General features: G+C 29.0%; 28 protein-coding genes. 24 read left to right on the top strand and 4 right to left on the bottom strand.

The window, feature by feature from the left end:
- Positions 1-5: 5 nt before the first annotated feature.
- Positions 6-1,406 (top strand): transcription termination factor Rho, encoded by a 1,401-nt coding sequence (gene rho, locus ACFYH6_RS16080; protein ID WP_316343394.1) that lies wholly within the window; start codon positions 6-8, stop codon positions 1,404-1,406.
- Positions 1,407-1,467: 61 nt separating this feature from the next.
- On the opposite strand, the gene ACFYH6_RS16075 is transcribed toward rho, so the two are convergent.
- On the bottom strand, positions 1,468-2,574 hold the full coding sequence (locus tag ACFYH6_RS16075) for an MGDG synthase family glycosyltransferase (protein WP_316343393.1): 1,107 nt from the start codon (positions 2,572-2,574) through the stop codon (positions 1,468-1,470).
- Positions 2,575-2,810: 236 nt separating this feature from the next.
- On the bottom strand, positions 2,811-3,017 hold the full coding sequence (rpmE, locus tag ACFYH6_RS16070; RefSeq protein WP_008676589.1) for a 50S ribosomal protein L31: 207 nt from the start codon (positions 3,015-3,017) through the stop codon (positions 2,811-2,813).
- A 151-nt stretch (positions 3,018-3,168) separates the two neighbouring features.
- Here rpmE and ACFYH6_RS16065 point away from each other — a divergent pair, with 151 nt between their 5' ends.
- The 7 genes from ACFYH6_RS16065 to upp all read left to right on the top strand — a co-directional run bounded on the left by ACFYH6_RS16065 (position 3,169) and on the right by upp (position 9,695).
- Positions 3,169-3,759, top strand: coding sequence for a thymidine kinase (locus ACFYH6_RS16065; protein WP_416180352.1), 591 nt, complete (start codon positions 3,169-3,171; stop codon positions 3,757-3,759).
- A gap of 13 nt (positions 3,760-3,772) precedes the next feature.
- On the top strand, positions 3,773-5,536 hold the full coding sequence (gene prmC, locus ACFYH6_RS16060) for a peptide chain release factor N(5)-glutamine methyltransferase (protein ID WP_416180351.1): 1,764 nt from the start codon (positions 3,773-3,775) through the stop codon (positions 5,534-5,536).
- A 63-nt stretch (positions 5,537-5,599) separates the two neighbouring features.
- Positions 5,600-6,685: a peptide chain release factor 1 gene (gene prfA / locus ACFYH6_RS16055; RefSeq protein ID WP_316343390.1), complete on the top strand. Its 1,086-nt coding sequence runs from the start codon at positions 5,600-5,602 to the stop codon at positions 6,683-6,685.
- 51 nt (positions 6,686-6,736) lie between these two features.
- Positions 6,737-7,324, top strand: a complete 588-nt coding sequence (locus tag ACFYH6_RS16050) for a hypothetical protein (protein WP_416180350.1) — start codon at positions 6,737-6,739, stop codon at positions 7,322-7,324.
- A 29-nt stretch (positions 7,325-7,353) separates the two neighbouring features.
- Positions 7,354-8,403: an L-threonylcarbamoyladenylate synthase gene (locus ACFYH6_RS16045; RefSeq protein ID WP_416180349.1), complete on the top strand. Its 1,050-nt coding sequence runs from the start codon at positions 7,354-7,356 to the stop codon at positions 8,401-8,403.
- A gap of 168 nt (positions 8,404-8,571) precedes the next feature.
- Positions 8,572-9,024 carry a ribose 5-phosphate isomerase B gene (gene rpiB / locus ACFYH6_RS16040; RefSeq protein WP_316343387.1) on the top strand — a complete coding sequence of 151 codons (453 nt, stop codon included), beginning with the start codon at positions 8,572-8,574 and terminating at the stop codon, positions 9,022-9,024.
- 41 nt (positions 9,025-9,065) lie between these two features.
- Positions 9,066-9,695: a uracil phosphoribosyltransferase gene (gene upp / locus ACFYH6_RS16035; protein ID WP_316343386.1), complete on the top strand. Its 630-nt coding sequence runs from the start codon at positions 9,066-9,068 to the stop codon at positions 9,693-9,695.
- A 104-nt stretch (positions 9,696-9,799) separates the two neighbouring features.
- On the opposite strand, the gene ACFYH6_RS16030 is transcribed toward upp, so the two are convergent.
- The gene (locus ACFYH6_RS16030) at positions 9,800-10,657 is read right to left on the bottom strand and encodes an IS3 family transposase (RefSeq protein ID WP_416246479.1); all 858 of its coding nucleotides are present in this window, start codon (positions 10,655-10,657) and stop codon (positions 9,800-9,802) included.
- Between the two features lie 11 nt (positions 10,658-10,668).
- Positions 10,669-10,995: a transposase gene (locus ACFYH6_RS16025; protein WP_316345662.1), complete on the bottom strand. Its 327-nt coding sequence runs from the start codon at positions 10,993-10,995 to the stop codon at positions 10,669-10,671.
- Between the two features lie 220 nt (positions 10,996-11,215).
- On the opposite strand from ACFYH6_RS16025, the gene wecB reads away from it, so the two are divergent.
- From wecB to spoIIID, 16 genes are all read left to right on the top strand, one after another.
- Positions 11,216-12,367 carry a non-hydrolyzing UDP-N-acetylglucosamine 2-epimerase gene (gene wecB / locus ACFYH6_RS16020; protein WP_416179981.1) on the top strand — a complete coding sequence of 384 codons (1,152 nt, stop codon included), beginning with the start codon at positions 11,216-11,218 and terminating at the stop codon, positions 12,365-12,367.
- A 113-nt stretch (positions 12,368-12,480) separates the two neighbouring features.
- Positions 12,481-13,662, top strand: a complete 1,182-nt coding sequence (locus tag ACFYH6_RS16015) for an acetyl-CoA C-acetyltransferase (RefSeq protein ID WP_316343384.1) — start codon at positions 12,481-12,483, stop codon at positions 13,660-13,662.
- Between the two features lie 466 nt (positions 13,663-14,128).
- Positions 14,129-14,491: an ATP synthase subunit I gene (locus tag ACFYH6_RS16010; RefSeq protein WP_316343383.1), complete on the top strand. Its 363-nt coding sequence runs from the start codon at positions 14,129-14,131 to the stop codon at positions 14,489-14,491.
- Complete coding sequence (locus ACFYH6_RS16005; RefSeq protein ID WP_416179982.1) at positions 14,492-15,190, top strand: F0F1 ATP synthase subunit A; 699 nt, start codon at positions 14,492-14,494, stop codon at positions 15,188-15,190.
- A gap of 62 nt (positions 15,191-15,252) precedes the next feature.
- Positions 15,253-15,483 (top strand): ATP synthase F0 subunit C, encoded by a 231-nt coding sequence (gene atpE, locus ACFYH6_RS16000; RefSeq protein WP_136007982.1) that lies wholly within the window; start codon positions 15,253-15,255, stop codon positions 15,481-15,483.
- 39 nt (positions 15,484-15,522) lie between these two features.
- A complete protein-coding gene (locus ACFYH6_RS15995; protein ID WP_416180055.1) occupies positions 15,523-16,005 on the top strand; it encodes a F0F1 ATP synthase subunit B in 483 nt (160 codons plus the stop codon).
- A complete protein-coding gene (locus tag ACFYH6_RS15990; protein ID WP_416179983.1) occupies positions 16,005-16,544 on the top strand; it encodes a F0F1 ATP synthase subunit delta in 540 nt (179 codons plus the stop codon). Before ACFYH6_RS15995 ends, ACFYH6_RS15990 begins: the two co-directional genes overlap by 1 nt.
- 10 nt (positions 16,545-16,554) lie before the next feature.
- Positions 16,555-18,069, top strand: coding sequence for a F0F1 ATP synthase subunit alpha (gene atpA / locus ACFYH6_RS15985; RefSeq protein ID WP_416179984.1), 1,515 nt, complete (start codon positions 16,555-16,557; stop codon positions 18,067-18,069).
- A gap of 125 nt (positions 18,070-18,194) precedes the next feature.
- Positions 18,195-19,046, top strand: a complete 852-nt coding sequence (atpG, locus tag ACFYH6_RS15980; RefSeq protein WP_416179985.1) for an ATP synthase F1 subunit gamma — start codon at positions 18,195-18,197, stop codon at positions 19,044-19,046.
- A 15-nt stretch (positions 19,047-19,061) separates the two neighbouring features.
- Entirely contained in the window at positions 19,062-20,453 is a 1,392-nt protein-coding gene (atpD, locus tag ACFYH6_RS15975; protein WP_316343377.1) for a F0F1 ATP synthase subunit beta, read from the top strand.
- A gap of 11 nt (positions 20,454-20,464) precedes the next feature.
- The gene (locus ACFYH6_RS15970; RefSeq protein WP_416179986.1) at positions 20,465-20,869 is read left to right on the top strand and encodes an ATP synthase delta/epsilon chain alpha-helix domain-containing protein; all 405 of its coding nucleotides are present in this window, start codon (positions 20,465-20,467) and stop codon (positions 20,867-20,869) included.
- Between the two features lie 394 nt (positions 20,870-21,263).
- Positions 21,264-21,911 (top strand): hypothetical protein, encoded by a 648-nt coding sequence (locus ACFYH6_RS15965; RefSeq protein WP_416179987.1) that lies wholly within the window; start codon positions 21,264-21,266, stop codon positions 21,909-21,911.
- A gap of 21 nt (positions 21,912-21,932) precedes the next feature.
- Positions 21,933-23,192, top strand: a complete 1,260-nt coding sequence (murA, locus tag ACFYH6_RS15960; RefSeq protein WP_316345062.1) for a UDP-N-acetylglucosamine 1-carboxyvinyltransferase — start codon at positions 21,933-21,935, stop codon at positions 23,190-23,192.
- A gap of 200 nt (positions 23,193-23,392) precedes the next feature.
- A complete protein-coding gene (spoIID, locus tag ACFYH6_RS15955) occupies positions 23,393-24,409 on the top strand; it encodes a stage II sporulation protein D (RefSeq protein ID WP_416179988.1) in 1,017 nt (338 codons plus the stop codon).
- Between the two features lie 238 nt (positions 24,410-24,647).
- Positions 24,648-25,382, top strand: coding sequence for a M23 family metallopeptidase (locus tag ACFYH6_RS15950; protein WP_316345065.1), 735 nt, complete (start codon positions 24,648-24,650; stop codon positions 25,380-25,382).
- A gap of 216 nt (positions 25,383-25,598) precedes the next feature.
- Entirely contained in the window at positions 25,599-25,853 is a 255-nt protein-coding gene (gene spoIIID / locus ACFYH6_RS15945) for a sporulation transcriptional regulator SpoIIID (protein WP_291708469.1), read from the top strand.
- Positions 25,854-25,887: the final 34 nt, after the last annotated feature.

Below are 25,887 nucleotides of genomic sequence, written 5' to 3'. Positions count from 1 at the left end.
TAATTTTGAATAAGGAAAATTACGAGAAAAAAACTTTAATAGAGTTAAAAGAAATAGCAAAAGAACTTAACATAAAGAATATTAGTAAATTAAAGAAAAGTGAGCTTATAGAAGAGATATTAAATAACTCTCCTAAAAGTATAGAAAAGAATGGCGTTATATTACAAGAAAAAATAACTCCTAAGGTTAAAAATGAAGATAGTACAAATATTGTAAATGACAATAAAGAAGAATTTAGGGAAGAAAAGAGAGAAAGATTAAAGGTTATGATAAATGAATCTGATACTGCCATTGGAGTGTTGGAAATTTTAGAAAATAACAGTTTTGGATTTTTAAGATGTAACAATTATCAAACTGGTGAAAATGATATTTATGTATCCCCATCACAAATAAGAAGATTTAATTTAAGAACTGGAGACGAGGTCCAAGGAAAGGTTAGAGAATCAAAAGAAGGGGAAAAGTTTAAAGCATTACTTTATGTTGAAAAAGTAAATGGAGAAAATCCTGAAAGAGCGGTAGGAAGAAAGTCATTCGAATCTTTAACACCAATATATCCACAAGAAAGACTTCATTTAGAAACTAATAACGAAAATGATTTGTCATCACGATTAATGGATATAATTTGTCCAATAGGAAAAGGTCAAAGAGGTATAATAGTAGCACCTCCTAAAGCGGGAAAAACTACTTTATTAAAAAAGGTAGCTCAAAACATATCTAAAAATTATCCGGAAGTAAAATTAATAGTATTGTTAATTGATGAAAGACCTGAAGAAGTAACAGATATGAAGAGGTCAATAAATGGAGATGTAATATATTCTACATTTGATGAAGAACCTCAAAATCATGCAAAAGTATCACAAATGGTTTTAGAAAGAGCAAAGAGAATGGTTGAACAAGGAAAAGATGTTGTTATATTATTAGATAGTTTAACTAGACTTTCTAGAGCTTATAACTTAACTATAACTCCAACTGGTAGAACCTTATCAGGTGGATTAGATCCAGGAGCATTAATTATGCCTAAAAAGTTCTTTGGAGCAGCAAGAAATATAGAAGAAGGCGGAAGCTTAACTATTCTAGCAACAGCTTTAGTAGATACTGGATCTAGAATGGATGATATGATATTTGAAGAATTTAAGGGAACTGGTAATATGGAAGTTCACTTAGATAGAAAACTACAAGAAAGAAGAATTTTCCCTGCTATCGATATATATAAATCTGGTACAAGAAAAGAAGATTTAATTTTATCAGATGAAGAAAAAGAAGTTGCATATTCAATAAGAAAAGTTATGTATAGAGATGGAAATGTGGAAAATGTTACTGAAAAATTAATAAATATGCTTTCAAAGACTAAGAATAATAAGGAATTTATTAATATTTTCAACAAGAGTGAAATAGAAAAAAGATAGAAAAGGAGCTGTAAAACAGCTCCAAATTTCATTATTCATTTTTCATTGTGGGATAGCACACTTAAAATTTTTTGATAACTAGCTTATCAGCTAAATTAACTATATTTTGTTTAGAATATAATGATGACAACTTAGATAAGTTCATTCTCATTTTTTCTAATTCCTTAGGATTAGATATTAACTTATCTATAATAAGATTTATCTCTAATAAGTTATCTATATTTAATGCATATCCATTAGAAGTTAGAAATTCGACATTTTGAGTTTCTTGTCCAGGAATAGCAAAAGGTATTAACATGGGAAGATGTTTGTTAATTGCTTCAGTAACAGTTAATCCACCAGGTTTACTTATTATCAAATCTGAATATTCCATTAAATAATTTATATCTTTAGAAAAACCTAATATATGAAGTTTTTTATTTTTTATAGAATGACTATATTCCTTCAATAGATTATCTTTAAGCTTTTCATTTTTACCACAAACTACAGTTATTCTTAGTTTATGAGGATTGTTTAATAATTCTTTTAATACATAAGATATATTTTTTAAACCCATGCTTCCACTCATTAGGAGTATATTAAAATAATCATCATTTTTAGTAAAATGAGGATCTAATGCATTATCAAAGAATTCATCCTTAACTGGAATACCATAAGAAAAAATTCTTCTAGAGTCAATCCCTCTGTTTGAAAGATCTATTCTAGTATTCTCACTAGCGGTAATATAAGCATCTATACTCTTATCTATATATGTAGCATGAGCTTTAAAGTCTGTTACCACTACTATTACTGGTATATTTAAGCCACTCCTTTTAAGGCTCCCCATAATGCTAACTGCAAAGGGATGAGTAACTAAAATTATATCTGGCTTTGTCAAATCTATCATTTTCTTAATTTTTCTTTTAGTTATTGAGAATACAAATGATAAAAGTTTATTAGTAAAACTTGTATCAGTTAACTTATAAGCAAATCCATAAGTTTTAGGAAAAAAAGAAGCAGATACTTCATATCCTGTAATAAATAATTTAGTTAAGATTTTACTGTTTTTCTTTAAAAAGTCATGAGTTACTACTTCATACCCAGACTTTTCAAAAGTAGTTGAAATTGATTTTGCTGCTTGATTATGACCTTCACCTGTGGAAGTTGTTAGTATTAAAATTTTCTTCATAAATAACACTCGCTTTTCTAAATAACATAATAAATATAAAATTATACCAATATAAATATTATAATATAAATGCTATTGTTAAAAGTAAAAAAACAAAAATTCTAAGATAAAATTAAGAAAATTATAGGAGAACTTATTTTATTAAAAATGCTTATATATAAGATATTTATTATTTAAATCTATTTTTAATTCCATAAAAAGAAAAAATGGGAAAGATAGTATCTTTCCCAGAATTTCTATTTGTTAAGATTGAATCTCTTATTGAACTTGTCAACTCTTCCGCCGACATCAATAATTTTTTGCTTACCAGTGAAGAATGGGTGGCATTTAGAGCATATTTCTACTTTTAGTTCATCTTTAACAGAACCAGTTGTAAAAGTATTTCCACATGCACACTTAACTACAGCTTCGTGATTGTATTTTGGATGTATGCCTTCTCTCATTTTTTTCACCTCTTTCAAATACTAAAATAACTACTAGAGTATATCATAGCTTAATATTATGGTCAAGAATATACATAATAAAAATATTTTTGATTACTTATAGAAATAAAAATGCTATAATCTATGTATCTAATGTAAAGGAGACATAAATATGAGCAAATTATATTTTAGATATGGAGCTATGAACTCTGGAAAATCAACACACCTTATGCAAGTAGCATATAACTACGAAGAAAGAGGAATGAAAGTTATATTAATTAAACCTTATACAGATACTAAAGGTGGAGAAAGATTAGTTTCAAGACTTGGTGTAGAAAGAGAAGTAGATTTTGTTATTTATGAGGAAGACAATATATTAGAAAAGGTAAAGAAGTATAAAGAAATAAATGGTGATATAGATTGTATTTTAGTGGATGAAGTACAATTCTTAAAGTCAGAACAAATAGATAATTTATTTGAGATAGCTGTGGTATTAGATATACCTGTAATTTGTTATGGACTTAGAACAGACTTTAGAATGCAAGGCTTTGAAGGCAGTACAAGATTATTATTATTAGCACATAGTATAGAAGAAATGAAAACTATATGTAAATGTGGAAGAAAAGCTGTATTAAATGGTAGAAAAATAAATAACAGATTTGTCTTTGAAGGGGAGCAAGTGGCTATTGATAATGTAGATAATGTAGAATATGAATCTTTATGCGGACACTGTTATTTTAAATATAAAAATAATTTATATTAGAAAGAGTGGTAAAATGAGAAAGTGTGAAGTAGGGGGCCAAGCTGTAATTGAAGGGGTTATGATGAGAGGAAGCAAAGGTCAAGCTACTGCGATTAGAAAACCAGATGGAAAAATAGAAATAGATATGAAGAAAATAGTTCCAATAACTAAGAAATATAAGTTTTTAAATATTCCATTTATAAGAGGAATATTTGTACTTATTGATTCTTTAGTTACAGGAATTAATACTTTAAATTACTCTGCTTCTTTTTTTGAAGAAGATGATGAAGAAGAATCAAAATTTGAACTTTGGTTAAAAAATAAATTTGGAGATAAAAGCAATGATTTAATAGTAGGAGGTACTATGGTTTTATCCTTTGCCTTAGCTATTGGATTATTTGTTGCATTGCCTACTGGCATAGCTTCATTATTTGCAGCACTTAATTTAAATCCAGTATTATTAAATCTAATTGAGGCTATAATTAGAATGGCAATTTTACTTATATATATGTATTCAATTAGTAAGATGGAAGACATTTATAGAGTTTTTCAATATCATGGAGCTGAGCATAAATCAATTTTTTGTTACGAAGCAGGTGAAGAATTAACAGTAGAAAATGTTAGGAAATTTGCTAGATTCCATCCAAGATGTGGAACTAATTTTCTATTTCTTATTATGTTTGTTAGTATAATAATATTTAGCTTTACTGGATGGGGAGGCTTTTTTCAAAGACTTTTACTAAGAATAGTATTAATTCCAATAGTTTCAGGAATAACTTATGAGTTAATAAGATGGCTTGGCAAAAGTGATAATATATTATCTAAAATTATAGCTTATCCTGGATTAAAGCTTCAAGAACTTACTACTAAAGAACCTGATGATGAACAATTAGAAGTTGCAATAGCAGCTCTTATGAGTGCAGAAGGAATTAAATTAAAGGAAAAAACTATAGGTGAACTGTTAGAAATTGGTTCTAAAGAGCTAAAGGAACAAAATATAGATACTTATATGTTAGATGCACAATTATTATTAGGTATGGTATTAGGAAAAGATAAAATATATCTTATTACTAATAGGGAAAAAGAAGTTTCCGATAAAGATGAAAAAGAATATATAGAATTAATTAAAAAAAGAAGTAGAAAGATGCCTATAAAGTATATTTTAGGAGAAACTGAATTCATGGGAATTGACTTTGATGTTGAAGAAGGAGTTTTAATTCCAAGAGGTGATACAGAAATACTTGTAGAAGAAATACTTTCTATTATTAATGAGGATGATGAAATAAATCTTTGTGATCTTTGTTCAGGAAGTGGAGCTATTGGAATATCTTTAGCAATGAATAGAAAAAATATAAAAGTAGATGAAATTGATAACTTTGATATCCCAGAAAAGGTTACTAAAAGTAATATAGTTAAACATGCTTTAGAAAATAGAGTTAAGTTTATAAAAAGTGATTTATTGGAAGAAGTTATTAAAATAGGTAAAAAGTACGATGTTATTGTATCTAATCCACCATATATAAAAGCTTGCGAAATAGAGAATTTAATGGATGATGTTAAACTTTATGAGCCTCACACAGCTTTAGATGGAGGAGAAGATGGATTAATATTTTACAGAAGAATTATTGAGGAAAGTAAGCTTACTTTAAATGAAAATGGAGTTTTAGCCTTTGAAATTGGTCACGATCAAGGATTAGATGTGAGGATTTTAATGGAAGAGGCAGGATTTTCAGATGTAAAACTAGTAAAAGATTTAGCAGGGCTAGACAGAGTTTTACTGGGATACTTTAAATGTTGATAAAGTTCACCCTTTTATGATATAATAGGGAGATGTAAAAAAATAAAGTACGGAGTGATATTTATGTTATTAGATAAATTAGCATTTATAGAAAATAAATATGATGAATTATCTGTAAAGATATCAGATCCTTCAATTATGGCTAATCAAAACGAATGGAGAAAGCTATGTAAGGAGCATGCTGATTTAGAAATTATTGTTACAGCTTATAGAGAATATAGAAAAGTTATAGATGATTTAGAAGCTAATAAGGAAATGTTAGCAGAAGAAAATGATAAAGAAATGAAAGAAATGCTTTCTGAAGAAATTTCAATGCTAACTGAAAGAGAATCAGAATTAGAAAAGCATATTCAAATACTATTATTACCTAAGGATCCTAACGATGAGAAGAACGTATTTGTAGAAATAAGAGCAGGTGCAGGTGGAGATGAAGCTGCTTTATTTGCAGCTAATCTTTTTAGAATGTATACAAGATATGCAGAAACTCAAAGATGGTCAGTTGAGCTTATGAGTGCAAATGAAACAGACATCGGTGGATTTAAAGAAGTAGTATTTATGATTAAGGGATCTGGAGCATATTCTAAGCTTAAGTATGAAAGTGGAGTACATAGAGTACAAAGAGTTCCAGACACAGAATCAAGTGGTAGAATTCATACATCTACTGCAACAGTGGCAGTATTACCAGAAGTTGATGATGTTGAAATAGAAATCAATGAAAAAGATTTAAGAATAGATGTTTATAGATCTTCAGGTAATGGAGGACAGTGCGTTAATACAACAGATTCAGCAGTAAGAATTACTCATATTCCGAGTGGTCTTGTTGTTGCCTGTCAAGATGAAAAATCGCAATTAAAAAATAAAGAAAAAGCTATGAAAGTTTTAAGATCTAGACTATATGAGGCTGCAGAGGCAGAAAGAAATGCTGGTATAGCAGAAGATAGAAAGAGCCAAGTAGGTTCAGGGGATAGAAGTGAAAGAATAAGAACATATAACTATCCACAAGGAAGAGTAACAGATCATAGAATAGGCTTAACACTTTATAAATTAGAATCATTTTTAAATGGTGATATAGAAGAAGTTATAAATGCGCTAATTACGGCTGATCAAGCTGAAAAGATGAAACAAATGGGTAATACAGACGCTATTTAATAAGAAAAGCCTTGCATTTTTAAATGTGAGGCTTTTAAAGTAGGTGAGTAAATGAAGATATTAAAGGCCTTGAAGAAGGAGAAAAAGCAAGAAAAGCACTTCTTTATATTTATGATAATACTTTTTTTGAGTCTTCCTTTAATAGCTTTTTTATCACAAATAGAATCCATATTTTTATGGTTCTATCTAGGAGTTTTAGAGCTTTTAATAGTAATAGCATGTATAAATAAATTGAATTATCATAATTTAAAGTTTTCTTGCAATAACAATAAACTAAAGTTTAGGAGTGGATTGTTTTTCAAAGAGTCAGTTATATTATGTGATAAAGTTGCTGTAGTTCATACTGATAAAGATAAAGAAGAAATGGATATAATACTTATAAGTACAGTAAGATTCAGAAATAAATATTTAAAACCAGTTTCTAAAGGCTTTTTGAAAAAATATCCAGAAGCATTAGAAGAATACATAAAAGTTAAAAAAATAAACCCTGAAGAAAGTTATTATTTTCAAGTAATAAAAAGGGGAGCTTTAAAGAAGTATATGCTATTAGATGTTATATATAAGAATTGTGTAAGAGCAATTTATACTTCTTCAGCTATAGAAAATATAAAAATAGCTAGAGAACAAATAGAGTTATAATAAATGTAATGTGAAAGAAGGAATCTTATTTGGAAACAAAGATAGGTATTATTAACGATGTTAATAAAGATATTGAATACATAAAGGAAGCAGCTGACATAATATATAATGGAGGAATTGTTGCATTCCCTACAGAAACTGTATATGGGCTTGGGGCAAATGCCTTAAATGAAGATGCTGTGTATAAGATATTTAAGGCAAAAGGAAGACCGCAAGATAATCCGTTAATAGTTCATGTAGCTTCTAAAAATATAGATAAATTAGTTAAAGAAGTGCCAGAGGTAGCTAAAGATCTTATAGAAAGATTTTGGCCAGGACCATTAACAATAATTTTAAATAAAAAAGAAATAATACCAAATAGAACTAGTGCTAATTTAGAATCAATTGGTATAAGAATGCCAAATAATGAAATTGCACTAAAGTTAATAGAACTTTCAGGATGTCCAATTGCAGCACCATCTGCCAATATTTCAGGAAGACCTAGTCCAACAGATGTGGAAAGATGTATTGAAGATTTAGATGGAAAAGTAGATTGTATTATTGGCTGGAAAAAAAGTGATGTTGGAGTAGAGTCAACTATAGTTGATTGCACAGTTGTGCCACCAGTAGTATTAAGACCAGGTGGAATAACATTAGAAATGCTTAGGGAAGTTTGTAAAGAAATTAATATAGATAAAGCTATACAAGGAAAACCTGATGCAAATTTAAAGCCAAAGGCCCCTGGAATGAAGTATAGACATTATGCGCCAAAGGCAAAATTACAAATAATAAAAGGAAATAAAGAAAAAACTATTGAAAAAATTAATGAAATAGTACAAAATTATATAGATAATCAAAAAAAAGTTGCAATTTTAGCTACAGAAGAAATATCTAGCAGATTTCCTTTAGGAGAGATAATATCCTTAGGAAGTGAAAAGAATCTATATGAAGTGGCAAGAAACTTATTTGAAGCTCTTAGAAAGTGCGATGATTTAAATGTAGATTTTATTCTATGTGAAGCATTTGAAGAAAAGGGAGTTGGTCTTGCTATAATGAATAGATTAAATAAAGCAGCAGGCTTCAATATATTGGAAGTATAATTAGGGAGGGAGGGGGAAACCTTTCCCTTTTTTTTATAACCTAGGAATTTATAAAATTAAACTTATGAAAAATTTTTATAGATTCTTTCCTTTAGTTTTTAAGTATGATATTTAATAACAAAGTTTATATATCATATTTATATAATATTATAGTTGGGAGGAGTAGCAATGAAGAAGATAGCAATTGGCTCTGATCATGGAGGCGTTGAGCTTAAGGAAGAAATTAAGAACTTTCTATTAAAAGAAGGATATGAAGTTAAGGATTTTGGAACTAATTCAAATAATTCTTGTGATTATCCAGATTATGCATTACCAGTAGCAGAAGCAGTAGTAGCAAAGGAATATGATTTTGGTATTTTAATATGTGGTACTGGAATAGGTATTGGAATTGCAGCAAATAAAGTACCTGGAATTAGAGCAGCATTATGTTCAGATACTTTTAGTGCACATGCTACAAGAGAGCATAATGATGCCAATATATTAACACTAGGACAAAGAGTAGTTGGACCGGGATTAGCTTTAGATATAGTAAATACATTTTTAAATACTGAATTTCAAGGCGGAAGACACCAAGATAGAATTAATAAAATTTCAGAAATAGAAAAAAAATATAATAAATAATATTAAATAATATAAATTTTAATGCTATAGGAGGAATTTAAATGAGTAAAGTAACTCAAATTGATCACCCATTAATATTACACAAACTAGCTTTTATTAGAAGTAAGGATACAGGTGCTAAAGACTTTAGAGAATTAGTAGAGGAAGTTTCTATGCTAATGGCATATGAAGTAACTAGAGATTTGAGCACGGAAGAAGTAGAAATAGAAACTCCAATCTGTAAAACTAAATGCAAGATGCTTTCAGGTAAGAAAGTAGCAATAGTACCAATATTAAGAGCTGGCTTAGGTATGGTAGATGGTATGTTAAAACTTATACCAGCAGCAAAAGTTGGACATATAGGATTATATAGAGATGAAGAAACTCTTCAACCAGTTGAGTATTTTTGTAAAATGCCTCAAGATATAGCAGAAAGAGATGTAATTGTAGTAGACCCTATGCTTGCAACAGGTGGTTCAGCTGCAGATGCAATAACTATGTTAAAGAAAAGAGGGGCTAAGAATTTAAGACTTATGTGCTTAATTAGTTCTCCAGAAGGAATTGAATTTGTACAAAAACAACATCCAGATGTAGATATTTATGTTGCAGGAATAGATGAGAAATTAAATGAACATGGATATATAGTTCCAGGACTTGGAGATGCAGGAGATAGATTATTCGGAACTAAATAATTTATCATTAAGAAGATGTTTATGTAGCTCCAAATATAAAATTAATAAGTTAAAAACTCCGAATAAACTTGGCCCTGTCAAGTAGACAATAGGAAAAAGACTCTTTATGCGGCATGAGACTTATATTGAATAGGACTCATGCCATATTTTAGTTGTATTCGTTCATTGTTATAAAACCAAATATATTCATTGATTTCATTTATTATATTTTCCGCTCCTTGTGTTTTACTTAAGTATATTAATTCTGATTTTAAATGACCGAAGAATATTTCAATAGGAGCATTATCCCAACAGTTTCCACGACGAGACATGGACTGAGTAATACAATGCCTTTTTAAATCATCGCAATAAGCTTTTCTTGTATATTGAAATCCTTGATCTGTATGCAATATACATCCTTCTTTCAATTGTAGATCATATAGCTGCTCTAATGTATCATTAACTAGTTTTACATCATTTCGAGTACTCATGTTATAAGCAATAATTTGATTATTATATAAATCTTTTACTGCACTTAAATATAAAAATCGACGACTAGATTTATCTAGAGGAATATATGTTATATCCATGCATAACTTCGTTAACGGTCTAATTGCTGCAAAGTCTCTATTCAATATATTCTTCGCTACTGATGCAGGTTTAAACTTATGCTTATATACTTTTTTACGTATAACAGCTTTTATATTCATTTCATTCATTAGTCTATATACACGCTTATGATTGATTTCAATTCCTAATATATTATTAAGATAAATGCATATTCTCTTTCTTCCATAAGTTCCTCTGTATTTATTATGTATATCTAGTATATGGCTCTTAATTATTCTATCTTGGATATCCTTTTCTGTAACTATATCCTTACGTTTAAGCCACTTATAATAGGAGCTACGCGCTACTTTTGCCAATAGGCAAAGGCGAGAAATACAATATCGCTCTGATAATAAAAATATAATTTTGTAGATATTAATTCGCTTTATTCTTTTATCAGAGCTTGCAATTTTTTTAGGAATTCATTCTCCATTCTTAAATACTCAACTTCTTCTTCTATTGATGAAAATTTAGTCTTTGGTCGCCCTTTCCGTGAGCCATTAGCTTGAATTTTAGATTTTTTACCTCTATTTTCAATATCGAAAGCTTTATCACCTTCAGCTTGATATTTTTTTACCCAATCATAAACCCTCTTTTTTTCACTTAAACCTAATTCCTTTGCAATTGTATTTGCTCCTATATGTTTATTTAAATACATATCAACTGCTTTTAATTTAGTTTCTTTTGTATATTTTTTTTGAACCTTACTCATAAACAATCCCCTCCATAGTAAACAAATATTTAACCTAATTATAAAGGTCTTTTTATATTTGTCTACCATAAGGGGATTATACTAGAAAGGGGTTTTTTTCTTTAACTTATAAAAGCTGTATATTTGTTTATTTAATACATAATGTGTATAATGAAATTAGATGTATAAGATAATAAATATATAATTATTAATATGTACAATATATTGGGAGGAACCTTAAATGGAAAAGAAAAAAATAATAACGATATTTGGAACAAGGCCTGAAGCAATAAAAATGGCTCCTTTAGTAAAAGAACTTGAAAAAAGAGAAGGAATTGAATCTAAAGTTTGTGTTACAGCTCAACATAGAGAAATGTTAGATCAGGTTTTGGAATTATTTGATATAACACCAGATTTTGACTTAAATATAATGAAAAGTAAACAAACATTAACTGGAATAACTAACAAAGTATTAGAAGGATTAGAGGAAGTCTTTACTAAAGAAAAACCAGATATGATATTAGTCCATGGTGATACAACAACTACTTTTTCAGGAGCTTTAGCAGCTTTTTATCAACAAATAAAAGTAGGTCATGTAGAAGCTGGGCTTAGAACTTTTGATAAGTATTTTCCTTTCCCAGAAGAAATGAATAGAAAACTTACAGGGTCTCTAGCAGATTTACATTTTGCCCCTACAAAAGGCTCCAAAGCAAATCTTTTAAGAGAAGGTGTTAAAGAAAGTGATGTATTTATAACTGGAAATACTGTTATAGATGCTATGAGTCATACTGTTAAAGAAAACTATAAATTTGAAAATGAATTATTAAATAAAATAGATTTTGAAAATAAAAAAGTAATTATGATAACTGCTCACAGAAGAGAAAACTGGGGAGAAGGAATAGAAAATATATGTGATGCCTTAAATAAAATAGTTGAAGAAAATAAAGATGTTGAATTAGTATATTTAGTACATCTTAACCCAGTTGTAAAAGATGTAGTTACAAAGAAGTTAGGAAATAAAGAGAGAATACATTTACTTTCTCCATTAGATACTAATGAAACTCATAATTTAATGAATAAGTGCTTTATGGTAATGACTGATTCTGGTGGATTACAAGAGGAAGCCCCTCACTTAGGAAAACCAGTTCTTGTATTAAGAGACGTTACAGAAAGACCAGAAGCAGTAGAATATGGAACAGTAAAATTAGTTGGAACAGATATAGAAAAGATAGTAAGTGAAGCTAATTCCTTAATAAGAGATGAAAATCAATACTTAAAAATGAGTAAAGCAGCTAATCCATATGGGGATGGTTATGCATCAAAAAGAATTGTAGATATTATAGAAAACTATTTTGGAATAAGCAATATAGAGATTGAAGAGTTTATTAGATAAGTAAAAAATAAAATAATTAAAATAATTGGGTTGAATAAAAGGGACAAAGTGGTATAATTTAATTGTGTTAATTGTTTGACAATTCATAAGATTAAATTAAAGGAGATGTGAATATGAGGGAAGTTGTAATTGCGAGTGCTGTGAGAACTCCAGTCGGTTCATTTGGTGGTTCATTAAAGGATGTTTCAGCAGTGGATTTAGGAGCCTTAGTTATAAAAGAAGCTGTAAATAGAGCAGGAATAAAAGGTGAATTAGTTGAAGAAGTTTTGATGGGCAATGTAATACAAGCTGGTCTTGGACAAAATATAGCTAGACAAGCAACTATTAAGGCTGGACTACCTGTAGAAGTTCCTGCCATGACAATTAATATGGTTTGTGGTTCAGGACTTAGAACTGTTTCATTAGCAGCTCAAATGATTAAAGCCGGTGATGCTGATATTATTATTGCTGGAGGAGCAGAAAATATGTCTCAAGCTCCATACTTATTAAAGACATCCAGATGGGGTCAAAGAATGGGCGATGGAAAAATGGTAGATGCAATGCTTAATGATGCATTAATGGATGCATTTAATAACTACCATATGGGTGTTACTGCAGAGAATATCGCTAAACAATGGAATTTAAGCAGAGAAGAACAAGATGAGTTTGCATTAAATTCTCAATTAAAGGCGGAAGCTGCTATTAAAGCTGGAAAGTTTAAAGAAGAAATAGTTCCAGTTGTTATTCCACAAAGAAAAGGAGAACCAAAGGTATTTGATACCGATGAATTCCCAAGATTTGGTTCAAAGATAGAAGGTTTAGCTAAATTAAAACCTGCATTTATAAAAGATGGTACTGTTACAGCTGGTAATGCATCAGGTATTAATGATGGGGCAGCAGCATTTGTTGTTATGAGTGCAGAAAAAGCAAAAGAATTAGGAATAACTCCATTAGCTAAGATTGTATCTTATGGTCAAAAGGGATTAGATCCTGCAATTATGGGATATGGACCATTCCACGCTACAAAGAAGGCATTAGAAGTAGCAAACTTAAAGGTAGAAGACCTAGATTTAATAGAAGCAAATGAAGCTTTTGCATCTCAAAGTTTAGCTGTTGCAAAAGATTTAAACTTTAATATGGATAAGGTTAATGTAAATGGAGGAGCTATTGCATTAGGTCATCCAGTTGGAGCATCAGGTGCAAGAATATTAGTTACATTACTTCATGAAATGCAAAAAAGAGATGCTAAAAAAGGTTTAGCAACTTTATGTATAGGTGGAGGAATGGGAACTGCGCTTATAGTTGAAAGAGAATAGATTTATTTAAATGTAAATGCCCTCGAATAATCGAGGGCATTTTAAATTTTATGAATTATATAATTTGTTTTAGAGAATAATAAAAATAAATATAAAATAAAAATGAATAAACTATTAATGAATTATGCATTTGTCAAATAAAAAAATAAATTTTAATAATATAAACAATGTATTTTTTTATAAAATCAAGCAAAAATAAAATTAATAAAAAAATATGAAAATGTTATCAAAAGGAGAGTAAAAAATAAAATTTTGAATAAATTTTCAGAAAAATGAATGGAGAGGACAAATTTAAGCTATATTTAAAGATAATAGGAAAAAAAATGAATTTACTTAAGCAAATCAGATATAAATTCTTATAATAATGTAAAATCAAGTAATAATCTGTTAAATAAACTTATTTAAGGTTTTCATTAATTATTTTAGAGTAATATAATAACAAGAGTTAGTTGGGAGTGAAGATAAAATGAGTAGAGAAATGAAAAATACTATTTCGAATATGATAAAGTATGATTTAATAGCTGGTTTCATTTTTGTACTTATATTATCTCTATTCTTTAATTTAAAAGTGGCTCTTATATTTTTTCTTGGGTTAATGATTTCTTTAATTAACACATCCGTTAATGGACTAGTTATTGAATATTCCTTGTTAAAGGATAAAAAGATATTATTACCACTAAGTTATGTATTTAGAATAATTGCTATTATTTTAATAGCATTACCATTTTTAAATAATTTAATACAACTTTTATCCTATATTTCAGGATATTTAACCCATTTTTTATTAGTCGTAATTTATTGGTTAAAGAAGGAGAAAGGAAGTGATTAGGTGGAACCACTGAAACCATTATGGTCATTCAATGTTGGACCCATAAAAATTGATATAGTTCCAGAAATAGTAATGCAATGGATAATAATAATTATTATTGCTGCTATTGCAATATGGGCAACTAGAAATTTAAAACTTAGACCTAATAAAAAGCAAGTGGTAGTAGAGTATATTTATACTACATTAAAAAATGTAGTCACAGCTAATATGGGAGAAGAATTTTTGGATATTATTCCTTTCATTGGTAGTCTAGCCGTATTCTTATTATTTATGAATTTAACTGGCTTATTTGGACTACCAGTTCCAACCAAAAGTTTTAGTGTAACAGTAGGAATGGCTTTAGTAACTTTCTATATGGTTCAATATTACACCATAAGAAAATATGGACTAAAGAGCTATTTTGTAGGGTATACCCTACCTATTGCAATAATTACACCAATTAATATTTTGGAAAGAATAATGCTTCCAGTTTCCTTAGCACTGAGACTATTTGGTAATATACTTGCCGCAACTTTTTTAGTCGAATTATGTTATGAGGCATTAGGACATCTAGGATTCGTAGCACAATTGGCAATACCAGTACCATTACATGCCTACTTTGACATATTTGATGGTGGTATACAAATGGTTATATTTATTATGTTAACCATGATAAATATAAAAATGACAGCAGAACACTCAAGTCATATGGAACATTAATCACGAAAAAAAGTTTATTATTTTAAAATATAAAATGTATTTATTTTAAGGAGGATTTTATTATGGAATTATCAATGAGAGCATTAGGAGCAGCAATAGCTGTATTAGTAGGGATAGGAGCAGCAATTGCAATAGGAAATGCAACAGGAAAGGCTGTTGAAGGAATAGCAAGACAACCAGAAGCTAGTGGAAAGATAACAACTGCATTAATGCTTGGAGCAGCATTCGCAGAAGCAACAGCTATATATGGTTTATTAGTATCAATCCTTTTAATATTCGTTGGAGTAAAATAGTACCTTAGTACTCCAAAAGGGAGGCGATTATATATGTTAATGGAAATAAACCCTAGCACCCTTATTGCAACTATAATTAACTTTATTATACTATTTGCAATTTTGAAGTACTTCTTCTTTGAAAAAGTTCAAGCGATTATCGATGAGAGAGAAAATCTTATAAATGATAAATTAGATTATGCTGATGAAGAAGCTGAAAAAGCTAGAATGATAGCTATAGAAAATGAAAGAATGTTAAAAAATGCTAGAGAAGAAGGAAAATTAATTACAGAAAGGCATAAACAAAAAGCTGAAAAAGTTTATGACGAAATAGTTAGCGAAGCACAACAAGAAGCTAAGATAATTATAGAGAGAGCTAAGGTTGAGATTAATAGAGAAAAAGAAAAAGTTGAAGATAAGTTAAAGAGGGAAGCTATAGACTTAGCTATTGAACTTTCTAAAAAGGTTATAGAAAAGAATATTGATGAAGAAAAAAATAGAGAATTAATTGGAGAATTTATAACTAAGGTAGGTAATTCATAATGTATGAATATTTAGACCGTAGGTATGCTCTAGCCTTATATGAGGTAGCAGAGGAAAAAGGTAAAGTTCAACAATATCTAGAAGATTTACATGAAATATGTAATCTTATAGAAACAAATAAAGATTTCTATGAAGTAATCAAGCACCCTCAAATTAGTACAAAGAAGAAAAAAAGGACCTTTATAAATATTTTTAAAGGTCATATAGATGAAGAATTATTATCATTTTTATTAATTCTTATTGAAAAGGATAGAATACTATACTTAAAAGAAAAATTAGTAGAAATGGAAAAGATAGATCTTGAAAGAAAGAATACGCTAAAAGGCATAGTTAAGACTACCATTCCATTAACTGAAAAAGAGTTTAGTAATCTAATATCGACCTTAGAGGATAAGTACAAAAAGAATATAGTCTTAGAACAAGTTATTGATGAAAAAATTCTAGGTGGAATATACGTTAGAATTAATAATGATGTTATAGATGGAACAGTAAAATCTAAGTTAGATGATCTAAAAGAATTAATGCTTAAAACAGAATAGAGGTGAAGGTATGAATATTAAGCCTGAAGAAATAACTTCCATAATTAAAAGAGAAATAGAAAGATATGAAAAAGAAATAAAAACAGTAGACTCAGGAACTATTATACAAATTGGTGATGGTATAGCTAGAGTATATGGATTAGATGATTGTATGGAAGGTGAATTGTTAGAATTTCCAAATAATGTTTTCGGTATGGCATTAAACCTAGAACAAGATAATGTAGGTTGTGTTCTTTTAGGATCAGAAGAAGGCATTAGAGAAGGAGATATAGTAAAAAGAACTAATAAAATAGTAGAAGTGCCTGTAGGTGAAGCTTTACTTGGAAGAGTAGTAAATTCTCTTGGTGAACCTATAGATGGAAAGGGGCCAATAATTAATTCTGGTTATAGACCTATAGAAGTTCCAGCACCAAGTATTATTGATAGAAGTTCTGTAAATGAACCATTGCAAACAGGTATAAAGGCAATAGATTCTATGATACCTATAGGAAAGGGCCAAAGAGAACTTATAATAGGTGATAGACAAACAGGTAAAACAGCTATAGCAATAGATGCTATATTAAATCAAAAAGGAAAAGATGTAATTTGTATATATGTTGCTATTGGACAAAAACAATCAACAGTTGCAAATATAGTAAATACCTTAGAAGAATTTGGTGCCTTAGACTATTCAATAGTTGTAAGTGGAACAGCATCAGAATCAGCTCCACTTCAATATTTAGCACCTTATGCAGGATGTAGTATGGGTGAATACTTTATGCATCAAGGGAAAGACGTACTTATAATATATGATGATCTTTCTAAGCATGCAGTAGCTTATAGAACTATGTCACTATTACTTAGAAGACCACCAGGCAGAGAAGCTTATCCTGGAGATGTATTCTATATTCATTCAAGACTTTTAGAAAGAGCTGCAAAGCTATCTAAGGAGAATGGAGGAGGATCATTAACAGCACTTCCAATAATTGAAACACTTGCTGGTGACGTAACTGCATATATACCAACAAATGTTATTTCAATTACAGATGGTCAAATATTCTTAGAGTCAGATTTATTCCATTCAGGACAAAGACCTGCAGTAAATGCTGGTATATCTGTATCAAGAGTTGGAGGAAATGCACAAATTAAAGCAATGAAACAAGTTTCAGGAACTTTAAGATTAGAATTAGCTCAATATAGAGAACTTGAATCCTTTGCTCAATTTGGATCAGATTTAGATAAAGATTCTAAGAAGAGATTAGAAAAAGGTAAGAGATTAGTAGAAGTATTAAAGCAAGATCAATATTCACCTATGGCTGTAGAAAAACAAATTGCAATTCTTTATGCTGTAGTTAATGATTTGTTATCAGATATTAAAGTAAATGAAGTTAGAAAGTTTGAAAGAGAACTTTTAGAATATATGGATACTCACAATAGAGATTTATTAAAGAGAATATGTGAAGGCAAAGTTTTAAACGATGAGATTAAGAGAGAATTAGATAACTCTATTGTTGAATTTAAAAAGATATTCTTACAAGATGCATAACTTTATAATGAAAAATGAAGAATGTAAAATTAAGAATTGAGAAAAAACTCCTTTAGGAGTTTTTTAAACTAAATAATTAAATTAGCTGTCTAAAAGGCAGCTCCAATTCTTTAGGAGGTGGAATCTTGGGATCAGCAGGACTTATAGAAATAAAAAGAAGAATAAAGTCAGTTGAAAGTACAAGAAAAATAACAAAAGCTATGAATGTTGTAGCCACTTCTAAACTTAGAAAAGTAAGGAAAGAGTTGAATAGTAGTGAGGATTATTACAATTTATCTGAAGAAATAGTAAATAAATTAATATCCTCACTACCAGAAGATTACGAAAGTTCCTTCTTTAATACAAGTTCTAATGATTTAGATAAGTTATATATTGTTATGACTTCAGACACAGGCCTTTGTGGAGGATTTAATGGAAATGTTGTTAATACTCTAAATGAGGTTATTGATAATAAAGCTTCAGCTAGAATAGTAGTAGTTGGAAGTAAAGGGATTTCATATGTTAGAAAATATGGGCTTGATACTGTAAAAGAGTATATAGAAATTCCAGATATTCCAACGATTAAAGAAGTAAGGGCTATATATGACGACGCAGTATTTATGTTTCAAAATGGTGAAGTTGGCGAAGTTAATTTAGTATTTACTGAATTTAAATCTCCTGTAAAGCAAGAAGTGAAAATTGAAAAGTTATTTCCATTAGAAATAAAAAGTGAAAGTTCAGAACAATTCTTAATTGAGCCTAGTTTAGAAGAGGTTTTAAATTCTAGTTTAAATATATATTTCAAGTGTAAAATAAGAAGAGCTATGCTACATTCTAAGGTTAGTGAACAAAGCGCTAGAATGACTGCTATGGATGGAGCAACACAAAATGCCAATGATATCCTGCATTCATTAAACCTTAAGTATAATAGAATTAGACAAGGAATGATAACTCAAGAAATATCAGAAATTGTAGGAGGGGCAGAAGCTCAAAAATAGTAAGGAGGGATTACTGTGCCTGGAAAAGTAGGAAAGGTAGTTCAAGTAATTGGACCTGTAGTAGATATAAAATTTGATTCAGATTCTTTACCTAATATCTATAATGAAATTAGAATAGATATGGGGGATAAAGAGTTAATAGTTGAAGTTGAACAGCATATGGGTGACGATATAGTTAGAACTATAGCTATGGAATCAACAGATGGATTAAAAAGAGGTATGAAGGCTCTAGACATGGGAAGATGTATTTCTGTTCCTGTAGGAAAAGAAGTACTAGGAAGAGTATTTAATGTTCTAGGTCATCCTATTGATAATGCTGGAGACGTAGAAATAAAAGAAATGTATCCAATTCATAGACCAGCACCAAGTTTTAAAGAACAATCCTTAGAACCTGAAATGTTTGAAACAGGAATAAAGGTAATAGATCTTTTAGCACCTTATCAAAGAGGGGGAAAAATAGGTCTATTTGGTGGAGCTGGAGTTGGAAAGACAGTTTTAATACAAGAATTAATTAATAATATAGCAAAACAACATGGTGGTCTTTCTGTATTTACAGGTGTTGGTGAAAGATCAAGAGAAGGTAATGATTTATACTATGAAATGAAGGAATCTGGAGTTATAGATAAAACTGCCCTAGTATTCGGTCAAATGAATGAATCTCCTGGAGCTAGAATGAGAGTTTCATTAACTGGATTAACTATGGCTGAATACTTTAGAGATCAAGGCCAAGACGTGTTATTATTTATAGATAATATATTTAGATTTACACAAGCTGGTTCTGAAGTATCTGCTTTACTTGGAAGAATTCCTTCAGCTGTTGGTTATCAACCTACTCTAGCAACTGAAATGGGAGCCCTTCAAGAAAGAATTACATCAACAAAGAATGGATCTATTACATCTGTTCAAGCAGTATATGTTCCAGCTGATGACTTAACTGACCCAGCACCAGCTACAACATTTACTCACCTTGATGCCACAACAGTTTTATCAAGAAGCATTGCTGAACTTGGTATATATCCAGCTGTAGATCCTCTTGAATCTAATTCAAGAATATTAGATCCAAGAGTAGTAGGTAGAGAACATTATGATGTTGCTACTGAAGTTAAGAATATACTTGAAAGATATAAGGAATTACAAGATATAATTGCAATTTTAGGTGTTGATGAATTATCTGATGATGATAAGAAAGTAGTTGCAAGAGCTAGAAGAGTTCAAAGATTCTTATCTCAACCTTTCACTGTTGCAGAACAATTTACAGGAATGCAAGGAAGATATGTTCCAGTAAAAGAAACAGTAAGAGGATTTAAAGAAATATTAGAAGGTAAATATGATAATTTACCAGAATCAGCCTTCCTTTTTGCAGGAACTATAGAAGAAGTTATAGAAAAAGCTAAAACCTTAGAATAGGGGATGTGGGTATGAATAATATTTTTAAAATAACTATTATTTCTCCAGGAAAGAGTCCCTTAGAATTTGAAGGAGAAGCAGTAATAACATCTACTATTGATGGGCAGATTGAATTCAAATCTAATCATGCTCCTGCAATTATTAGTACAATTCCAACAACCACAACAATAATTAATGGTTCAAGTAAAAATAATCTTTTTACAGCTTCTGGAATAGTATATATAAAGGATAATGAGCTTAAGTTTTGTTGTGACTCAGCAGAAATATCATCAGATATTGATAGAACAAGAGCCTTACAATCAAAGGAAAGAGCTGAAAAAAGATTAAATGAAAAGAAAAATATCGATATAGAAAGAGCTAAGAGAGCATTAGCAAGAGCAAATGCAAGAATTAAGACTTTAGATATCAATAACTAATATAATTAGTAAATAGGAGCTGTTAGATAGCTCCTATTTGACAATATAGAAGATTAATTTTAGAAACTCCGCAAGGAGTTTTTTTATTTTTAAATTTTATTATAAAAATTTAAATAATTAAAATTATATTTTATAAATTTATATGAAATGGAATTTTTCGTGTAATTCCTGAACAAGCTATATTTATAATAGTATTAATTAAAAACTAGTAGTTAATTAAGATTTATTTAATTAAATATAAGACAATAATTATAAATGTAGCTTGTATAAAATTTTTAAGTATTGACAATTAATCACAAATTTCAACTAATTTTATATATTATATTATGACTATTATTTTTGAATAAAAAGAAAAAAACTGGACAATAATCATAAAAGAAAGGTAGGGGGAATTATGAAAAAGTATTTAAGAGTACTACCTATATTAACCTTTGTTTTATTAATTATTGGTACGGTTCCAGTAAAATCTGAATTAATTTCAGATGATTTTTATTTTTTAGAAGATAAAATTATTAACTATGGAACTTTTATAGAAAACGGAGTTAGATTAGAGTATAGTACAAAAGTTAGCACAGAAGATGAGATACTTAAATTAAAAAATAATTTTGAAAAACAATATAAAGTAAAAGTTAATATTGATAGTAATACTATTTCTATAAATGAAGATTCTATGGAAATTAGAGCAATAGTATGGAGCAATAAAAGAGATACAAAGGTTCAAATTACTTATATAAACAATAATAGTGATATTACTACTGTCCAATTAAAGAAAGAATTAGAACAAATTCGAAGTTTTGCAGATAAAAATATAAAATATTTTGAGTTTGTAAAGGTAAAAATAATAGAGGAAGAAAAGCAGAATATTTTAGATTTACTAAGGAGCAATATAGATGAAAAAACTATTGAAGAACTAGATATTTTAAATGGAAAAGTTTCAAAGGGGAAATTAATAGATGGAAGTAAAATTAATTTTTCTTTTATGACATATGATGAAGGAAAATATTTGGTTATCGGAACACCGGTGATATTCATAACATACTAACAATATATAATGGAGGATAATATGGAAAAAATTATAGTTGAAGGTGGTAATAAACTAAGGGGTGAAGTGAATGTTAGTTTAGCTAAAAATTCTGTTTTACCTATAATAGTTTCAAGTATTTTAAGTCCAAATGACATAGTTATAAAAAGTGCACCTATGTTAGAAGATGTAGTAGTATTAACTGATTTATTATTAGGTATGAATTGTAATATTGAAAGTAATGAAAATAGTGATCTTAAAATAAATACATCTAATTTAGAAAATGTTAATATGAATAGTGAATTAATTAGAAAGATGAGAGCATCCTTTTTAATTATGGGCCCCATGCTATCGAGATTTGGTAAGTGTAGAATATCAATGCCTGGAGGATGCAACATAGGTAGTAGACCTATAGATTTGCATTTAAAAGGCTTTAAACTTTTAGGCGCAGAAGTAGATATGGAGCATGGTTATGTAGAAGCTAAAGCAAAAAGATTAAAGGGAAATAGAATATATTTGGACTTCCCATCTGTTGGAGCAACTGAAAATATATTAATGGCAGCTGTTTTAGCAGAAGGAACAACTATTATAGAAAATGCAGCAGAAGAGCCAGAAATCTGGGACTTAGCAAACTTTTTGAACTCAATGGGTGCAAAGATTCATGGAGCTGGAGTAGGTAAAATTACAGTGGAAGGGGTAGATTCCTTAAAAGGAGTAACCTATAAGCCTATTTATGACAGAGTTGAAGCTGGTACCTTTATGGTGGCAGCAGCTATAACCAATAGCAAGATTACTATAAATGGTGCAAATGAAGATCACTTAAGACCAACAATAGAAAAATTAAAGGAATGTGGAGTTATATTTGAAAATATAAAAGAAGATACTATTTTAGTAGATGGAACAAGAACAAAGTCACCTGTAGATATAAAAACATTACCATATCCAGGCTTCCCAACAGATATGCAGGCTCAAATGATGGCATTACTATCAGTTACAAAGGGATCAAGTATTATTACTGAAACTGTATTTGAGAATAGATTTATGCATGTTGCTGAATTAGTTAGAATGGGAGCAAATATAAAAATAGATGGAAGAACAGCTATAATAGAAGGTGTAGGTACTTTAACCGGATGTGATGTTAAAGCAACAGATTTAAGAGCTGGTGCTGCTATGATATTAGCAGGCCTAGTGGCACAAGGAAAGACAGAAATTAGCGATTTATATCATATAGATAGGGGTTATGTTAATATAGAAGAAAAATTTAGGGGCCTAGGAGCCAATATATATAGAATTGAAAAATAATTTCATCTTTAGGTATATTATATTTAAATTGAATATTCTACATTTTAATAAGGAGTTGTCTAAAGGCAACTCCTATATTTATTTAAATCAGAATTTAAATGTAAAGTTTAAATAGTAACTTAACATAAAAAATAATATAAAGTATATTTGGGTAAATAAAACATATATTTAATTGTATTAATAAAAAGAGAGGTATCATTATGAAAAGAGATATTACATCTAATATAATATCTAGTATTCTAATATTAGTACTAATGATATTTGTACCAATATTTATAATTAAATCTATACCAGCTAAAGCAAATGGCAAAGATGAAGTATTGGAACCTAAAGAGGAAAATAAAGACATATTATTAAAGGGAAAGGATATTATCAGAGTAAATATTACAAAAGAAAATAGGATAGAAGAAGTTCAGATAGAAGAATATGTGAAGAGTGTTGTATCAGGAGAAATGTTAGTAACCTTTGATGATGAAGCTCTAAAAGCGCAAGCAATTGCAGCAAGGACATATATTGCTTCAAAAAGGCTTAGACCCTGTGATATTGCAAATGGTGGAGATGTATGTGACACAACTCACTGTCAAGTATATATAAGCAAGAATGAAAGATTTGAAAAATGGGGAAGTAATGCAGAGGAATATTGGAGTAAAATTTCTAATGCTGTTGATGATACTAAGGGAATGGTATTATCATATAATAATGAATTAGTTTTATATCCTCAATTCTTTTCTACAAGTTCTGGAATGACAGAGAATGCAGTAGATGTATTTTCTAGTTCAGTTCCTTATTTAGTATCTACAGAAAGTAAAGGTGAGGAAATAGCGCCAAAATTTGAAAGTGAATTTCCTTTTAGCATAACTGAATTTGTAAATAAAATTAATGATAAATATCCAGATGCCAGTATTACTTCCGAAAACTTAAAAGATAATATTGAAGTATTAAGTAGAAGTGAGGCTGGAGGTATTAAAGAATTAAGAATAGGGAAAATTAAAGCTAAAGGATTAGATTTTAGATTAACTTTAGGATTAACATCAACTAATTTTCAATATACTATAAATGAAAATGAGATAATTTTTAAATGCAAAGGATACGGTCATGGAGTAGGAATGAGCCAGTGGGGAGCCAATGTTATGGCTAACAATGGATCTAATTATAAAGAAATATTAACTCACTATTATACAGGAGTAGATATAACTAATTTAGTATTTAAGGAATAATATATAACAATAAAATATTAATAAAAGAAGACTATCTAAATAACTGATATATAAATCAGGTATTTAGATAGTCTTCTTTTTATGAAGTTTTATGTATTAAAAGTTATAAAAATGGCTATTGTTACAAATGTAAATACAAGCTAAATGTTGATAATTGTAGAAATTTGATGTAAACAAATATACTTTAATTTGTATTAATTTACTATAACAGGCAAGAATACAAAAAGGAGGTGTTGATATGAATAATAACAAAAAAGATAAGGTAAAAGACTTTTTCAGAAAGGAGGGCTTTTATTTAGTATTATTTCTTTGTTTATGCGTAATTGCTACTGTTGCTGTAGTGACAACTAGAAGAAATAAGTCATTAGAAGAAAGCAATAAAGCACAAAATGAATTTACTTTAAATGTTGATGATAAAGAAACTTCTGAAGTGAAAAAGCAAAATGCTGAAAGAGTTGAAGGTAATGGTGATGGTGAGTTAACTCAAGATGAAGAAGATATAGCTTCTAATGAAGAAGGTGTTGATGTTTCATCAGGAACAAATACTCAAGTTGTATTTTCAAATCCTATAGAAGGGGTAATATCAAGAGGATATACATATCCAAAGCCTCAAGCTATGTCTGATGGAACAAGTAGAAACATTAGAGGAATAAATATAAGTGCTGCTTTAGGAACCGAAGTTATGGCAGCTGCTGTTGGTGAAGTAAAAGAGATATCAACCAAAGTAGATGATGGTAATTATATAGTTATCGCTCACCCAAATGGTTTGTATACAAAGTATACTAATTTATCAAATGATATTAGGGTAAATGTTGGTGATAGAGTTACAGAAGAAACAGTTATAGGAACTGTTGGAAGTAGTTCAAAAATATTTACTAACACAGAGTTTGGAGAACATTTAAATATACAAGTTCAAGATTCAGATGGTAAAGATTTAGATCCAACAACTTATTTTACATTTAATGAAGAATAATTAAATGAAATTATTGTAAATAGTTCAAAATTAAAAAATGTAGAATGAAAAATGTAAAATTGTTGATGTAATTTATATAAGCTTGAAAAAGGTATATTCATTTTAGAACTCATTAAAGAGTTTCTACCTCAATTTTACATTTTCATTATTGGTTTTGTATTAACAGTAAATATTAAAGTATATGAATAAATTTTATTATAAAGGGAGGTAATATTTTTGAAGGATTATATAGAAGAGAGAGTTTTAGAAGTTGCAAAATATATTATAGAATCAAAAGATACAATTAGAAAAACTGCAAAAGTATTTGGAGTAAGTAAAAGTACAATTCATAAAGATATGACAGAAAGATTACCTAAGATAAATCCAACAATAGCCAAGGAAACACATTCAATATTAGAATTAAATAAAGCAGAAAGACATATTAGAGGTGGAAATGCTACTAAAATTAAGTACAAAACTTCTGGACAATAGAGATAGGTAAATAATTATTTATTAAGAATATAAA

It is taken from the genome of Clostridium sp. HCS.1, assembly GCF_047900555.1.
GTDB lineage: Bacteria > Bacillota > Clostridia > Clostridiales > Clostridiaceae > Clostridium.
This window is presented reverse-complemented; position numbering and strand designations above follow the sequence as displayed.

What these genes read in the sequence shown, in the direction of transcription:
- upp (WP_316343386.1), top strand. Translation starts at nt 9,066, where the DNA reads ATGAGTAAAGTAACTCAAATTGATCACCCATTAATATTACACAAACTA.
- ACFYH6_RS16015 (WP_316343384.1), top strand. Translation starts at nt 12,481, where the DNA reads ATGAGGGAAGTTGTAATTGCGAGTGCTGTGAGAACTCCAGTCGGTTCA.
- wecB (WP_416179981.1), top strand. Translation starts at nt 11,216, where the DNA reads ATGGAAAAGAAAAAAATAATAACGATATTTGGAACAAGGCCTGAAGCA.
- ACFYH6_RS16050 (WP_416180350.1), top strand. Translation starts at nt 6,737, where the DNA reads ATGAAGATATTAAAGGCCTTGAAGAAGGAGAAAAAGCAAGAAAAGCAC.
- ACFYH6_RS15970 (WP_416179986.1), top strand. Translation starts at nt 20,465, where the DNA reads ATGAATAATATTTTTAAAATAACTATTATTTCTCCAGGAAAGAGTCCC.
- atpA (WP_416179984.1), top strand. Translation starts at nt 16,555, where the DNA reads ATGAATATTAAGCCTGAAGAAATAACTTCCATAATTAAAAGAGAAATA.
- prfA (WP_316343390.1), top strand. Translation starts at nt 5,600, where the DNA reads ATGTTATTAGATAAATTAGCATTTATAGAAAATAAATATGATGAATTA.
- atpE (WP_136007982.1), top strand. Translation starts at nt 15,253, where the DNA reads ATGGAATTATCAATGAGAGCATTAGGAGCAGCAATAGCTGTATTAGTA.
- ACFYH6_RS15950 (WP_316345065.1), top strand. Translation starts at nt 24,648, where the DNA reads ATGAATAATAACAAAAAAGATAAGGTAAAAGACTTTTTCAGAAAGGAG.
- spoIID (WP_416179988.1), top strand. Translation starts at nt 23,393, where the DNA reads ATGAAAAGAGATATTACATCTAATATAATATCTAGTATTCTAATATTA.
- ACFYH6_RS15995 (WP_416180055.1), top strand. Translation starts at nt 15,523, where the DNA reads ATGGAAATAAACCCTAGCACCCTTATTGCAACTATAATTAACTTTATT.
- murA (WP_316345062.1), top strand. Translation starts at nt 21,933, where the DNA reads ATGGAAAAAATTATAGTTGAAGGTGGTAATAAACTAAGGGGTGAAGTG.
- ACFYH6_RS15965 (WP_416179987.1), top strand. Translation starts at nt 21,264, where the DNA reads ATGAAAAAGTATTTAAGAGTACTACCTATATTAACCTTTGTTTTATTA.
- ACFYH6_RS16025 (WP_316345662.1), bottom strand. Translation starts at nt 10,995, where the DNA reads ATGAGTAAGGTTCAAAAAAAATATACAAAAGAAACTAAATTAAAAGCA.
- ACFYH6_RS16075 (WP_316343393.1), bottom strand. Translation starts at nt 2,574, where the DNA reads ATGAAGAAAATTTTAATACTAACAACTTCCACAGGTGAAGGTCATAAT.
- rpiB (WP_316343387.1), top strand. Translation starts at nt 8,572, where the DNA reads ATGAAGAAGATAGCAATTGGCTCTGATCATGGAGGCGTTGAGCTTAAG.
- ACFYH6_RS16010 (WP_316343383.1), top strand. Translation starts at nt 14,129, where the DNA reads ATGAGTAGAGAAATGAAAAATACTATTTCGAATATGATAAAGTATGAT.
- rpmE (WP_008676589.1), bottom strand. Translation starts at nt 3,017, where the DNA reads ATGAGAGAAGGCATACATCCAAAATACAATCACGAAGCTGTAGTTAAG.
- ACFYH6_RS15990 (WP_416179983.1), top strand. Translation starts at nt 16,005, where the DNA reads ATGTATGAATATTTAGACCGTAGGTATGCTCTAGCCTTATATGAGGTA.
- ACFYH6_RS16065 (WP_416180352.1), top strand. Translation starts at nt 3,169, where the DNA reads ATGAGCAAATTATATTTTAGATATGGAGCTATGAACTCTGGAAAATCA.
- prmC (WP_416180351.1), top strand. Translation starts at nt 3,773, where the DNA reads ATGAGAAAGTGTGAAGTAGGGGGCCAAGCTGTAATTGAAGGGGTTATG.